At 36.5% G+C, this 3716-nt stretch carries 5 protein-coding genes; 3 read left to right on the forward strand and 2 right to left on the reverse strand.

Annotated features, from left to right (window positions below; all coding sequences use genetic code 11):
• Positions 1-260: 260 nt before the first annotated feature.
• Entirely contained in the window at positions 261-392 is a 132-nt protein-coding gene (locus tag B4N43_RS25640; protein ID WP_420833025.1) for a DUF7660 family protein, read from the reverse strand.
• Positions 393-610: 218 nt separating this feature from the next.
• On the reverse strand, positions 611-1258 hold the full coding sequence (locus B4N43_RS08160) for a hypothetical protein (protein ID WP_083663660.1): 648 nt from the start codon (positions 1256-1258) through the stop codon (positions 611-613).
• 341 nt (positions 1259-1599) lie between these two features.
• Between B4N43_RS08160 and B4N43_RS08165 the strand changes: the two genes are divergently transcribed.
• From B4N43_RS08165 to B4N43_RS08175, 3 genes are all read left to right on the forward strand, one after another.
• Entirely contained in the window at positions 1600-1992 is a 393-nt protein-coding gene (locus tag B4N43_RS08165; RefSeq protein WP_286734045.1) for a hypothetical protein, read from the forward strand.
• A gap of 720 nt (positions 1993-2712) precedes the next feature.
• Positions 2713-3498 carry a hypothetical protein gene (locus B4N43_RS08170; protein ID WP_286734046.1) on the forward strand — a complete coding sequence of 262 codons (786 nt, stop codon included), beginning with the start codon at positions 2713-2715 and terminating at the stop codon, positions 3496-3498.
• A 20-nt stretch (positions 3499-3518) separates the two neighbouring features.
• The coding region (locus B4N43_RS08175) for a DUF7710 domain-containing protein (protein ID WP_286734048.1) at positions 3519-3716 on the forward strand (198 nt) is incomplete at its 3' end.

A 3716-nucleotide genomic window follows, 5' to 3' on the forward strand; every position in this document is an offset into this window, starting at 1 on the left:
GCATTTCCTAGACCTACCAATGTCGTACCATCCCATGCCGTAACTAAGGAATGCGAATTTAAGAGTGCTTTGATCAGTAGTTCTGGTTTATTGGCTGCACTCCATTTGTTAGCTTGATAAAGTTGTAGTATGTCGTTTGCGTTTAAATCTCTATTGACACTTAGCTGTATGTTCATATATTATTCTGTAGTTTTCGTTGGTATTTTAAGCAAATATTCTTCGCTGGTAAATATGCGAATATGTGAAAGAAATGCTTACTATTACTCGTAAACTTTAGCTCCCTTGAAAATATCAGCAAATGTTGACCACGCAGCTTTCTCAGCATCTACATTTGCGTCTGTATTATCATAATACCCTTGAATATCTTCTGCGTATGAGGCCAAAGCCTCCAGAAAGTCGGGTAATGGCGCGGAGGCTTAAGGCAAGCGAATTAAGTCGCCACCGTTATATGCTGTGCTTCCTGTCATTCTGTTGTCGGTAATAGTTTGTCAGCTAAATATTGTTTCCATTTTGCCCCGTTAAACTCGCAATTTCCGCTTTTGATTTGAGCATTAGGAAAGTCTGCAAGAATTGCTGTTAAGTCGTTCCAAACATCTTTCAATTCATCGTCCTAGTTTTCAGAATTCAAACTAAATTTTCCGTTTTCTACTTTTATATGTTTGAGAAAAATACCTTCTTGTGTCGAGCTAATTCTCTCCGCAAGTTGTATATAGTAACCTTGATAGTCTGGGTAAGGAACTTGCTCTGGTTGTCTTTCTTCACCTGAATAATAACGAAACAGAATGTCGTGTCCGTATTTGTTTAATTTTTCTTTCCAAAATAAAGGTCTCGGAATTTCAGAAAGGTCAGCGGTCAAATACATTTCTTTTTCGCTTGTCCAAGGCTTAAATGTTGTTTTTATTAGCTCTTGTTCTTCAATTTCAAGGCTGTTTGTAACAAGTCGAAAAGTCGCAAGTGTAGAGAACTCTAAGCAAATTCCATTTTCAACTTCTTGTGCTTCAATATATTCAATATAGTTGTCGTCACCAACATTTGCTAGATCTTTGTCAAAAGTCCATTCGTAAATTTTTGATGGAATGATTTTGAAAGGCAAAATGTGTCTTTCTGAATTTGCCTTATAATTTGCTTTCACATTATAACCAACAATAATTTCAAGCGGATTTTCTTTTATTGCCAAAACGTGTCCGTCTTCAAAATAGAAGTTGTCGGACAACCATTTGTCAAGGTCGTTGAATGTATGTATGGTAGTTTTTAGCATTGTTATATTATGGAGCGGCGACTTAGCGAAGTAACGTAGCCGTATCGAAGATACGAAAGTGGAGCTGTTTAACCAAGTCGCTTATGGTAAGCTGTCCGCGTAGCGACGGCTTACGTCAATTCCAATCTTAATATAGACTAAGGTTTCCCATAATGCTATTATCGGGCTAGGATAGGCTTAATACATCCGATTACATATAAAAAGTAAGAAACCCTATAAATCTATACCGTATACAATATTACTAATATTATTAGTAATATTGTATAATGAAACCGCTAGAAATCTTTTGCCGAAATCGGGTAATGTACGCTCAAATCACCGTGCATGATAAAAGCATGGGCATGAAAGATTATCATCTTTACAACAAAAATGGTCTTGCTTTTTATGTTTTCAGGAAATCTCAGGGAGTGTGGCAATTGGCATTCGGTGTACTTGCCGATGTCATCAAGGAAGCGTGCATTGACGCTCTTATACTTCGCTTTGATACCGATGTGCCTGAGTTGTTTTATCATCATGGAAAACGCCAGGTCGTGGAAGTTCGGGCCAAGAAATACAGCCTTTGGCATATTTATCTCAATAATGCTTATGTAGGGAGTATTCAATATTACACCTTCACTAAGCAGTTCAATTACCACCTTGAAGACAATTGCTTATTGACCGATTATCAGGTGCAAAAGTATATAGTCCTGATACAACGTGGGGAATTAAAGTGGATAAAGGACGATATGCGATGAAAAAGGATATAAAAGGAATAAAAAAACCTTGAGTCTGGGAGGATCTCAAGGCTTCCTAATTACTACCTATTTCTGAAAAGTACTATTAATACAATATCGAATCCTGTTTGGTTTTAAAAAAAGTTATTTCTAGCTGTTGAGCACGGCGTACTAGCTGTCGAAAAGTTTTCTGTTACCGGATTTTTGACTATAGATGATCTAAGCACCAAAAAATATTTTACATTGACGGATCAGGTATGGATGACCATGGAAGAACTTTTTGATAAACGGCGGTTGCCATTATCTTTTAAACAACATTTTCTAAGAAATGAACAACAATTATCTCAACTAATCTCACGATCTTTACAATAGATTAATGCCCAAAGCCGGTTAACATCTAGCCCAAGCGGACATCTAGCTAAAATTGCTTCCCTCAACGGTTATAAGGGGGGGCTTTTTTATTTTATTGTCTTATTAACAGGGTTGAATAAATCAGCTACGGTCTCCCGTAACCAATCCTACTTTCAAACCAATACCTTAGCCTTACAATACCACGACCAATTCCAACATTCCAATAGCTGCCAATGTTGTCATAGGCACCACTGTCTTTAGCGATATAGGAGCGAACTATGTCGATTTCTTTGGTGGTCGCTCTAGAGAAAACAATGGCGGAAATATTTAAGCCATCATATTTATTTCAATGGAAATTTGGTAAGTTTAGAGCCAATACTATAGTAAAAGATGCACCAGTTATTTCTTTGTCAATTTAAAGGAGAAGAGTATTTATCAATCAGTACCTTTGAAGAGGTAATGGCTATTGTGGAGCGTTATAAACCAGAAAGCTGGAACGAATTTGAAAAGTACCTGCGACGTGATGATCCTCCTGGCTATAACGAGTATCTTGCTGAATTGTATGATGGAAGGTTGCCCTTCAATAATAGAAATTTAAAAATATTAACAATAGATCGTTATAAGGGTAAAGCTCTTGAAACTGTTTTGTTTGAACAATTACAGCATTTTAAGATTCAAAAAATTAGCTTTTCAGAATCCCTATTGGATATTGAGCTGCCTAAGAATGTACTGGAGGTAAGACAACTCTATTGCAATGGGAAATCGACAAAGGGAACCATCGATTTAAGTAAATTTGCGAGGCTTGAAGAAGTCCATATTTTGGATTTTAATAAGAGTATTAAATTCGAAAATCACAGTAATTCGGTAAAGCATATTACATTATGGTATTTCAACCCTACAAGTAGATCCTTTGAATCGATTGTGGATGCTTTTCCCAATGTGGAAGAAATATTGGTCCACCATACTAATGTGCAAAATTTGGAAGGTATCGAGAGGCTCAAAAATCTAAGAACATTTCGTATCGACTACGGCAGAAACTTACAATCTGTCAAGGACGTAAATGAATGTGAGCACATCGAAATGGTTATTTTCAATAATTGTAGAAAAATAGATGATTTCGAGCAGATAGAAAAGAGTCCAGATCGGACTGTCCTGCATACTAGATTCCCAGGGTAATTTTTAAAAAAATAAGTAATATGTTCGATACACTTTGGGTTTTTCATGGAGAAGGAGGGCGGTTTTCAAGTGGAGTTTTTACTTCAATTGAAAAGGCGGAAATATGGATAGATAGACATAAGTTATCAGGAGTTTTAACAGCATATCCAATTGATGAAGGGGTGTACGACTGGGCATTATTTAATGATTTTTTCAACGTGAAAAAACAAGCTCAAATG

This window comes from Sphingobacterium sp. UBA1897, assembly GCF_002337775.1.
Lineage (GTDB): Bacteria > Bacteroidota > Bacteroidia > Sphingobacteriales > Sphingobacteriaceae > Sphingobacterium > Sphingobacterium siyangense.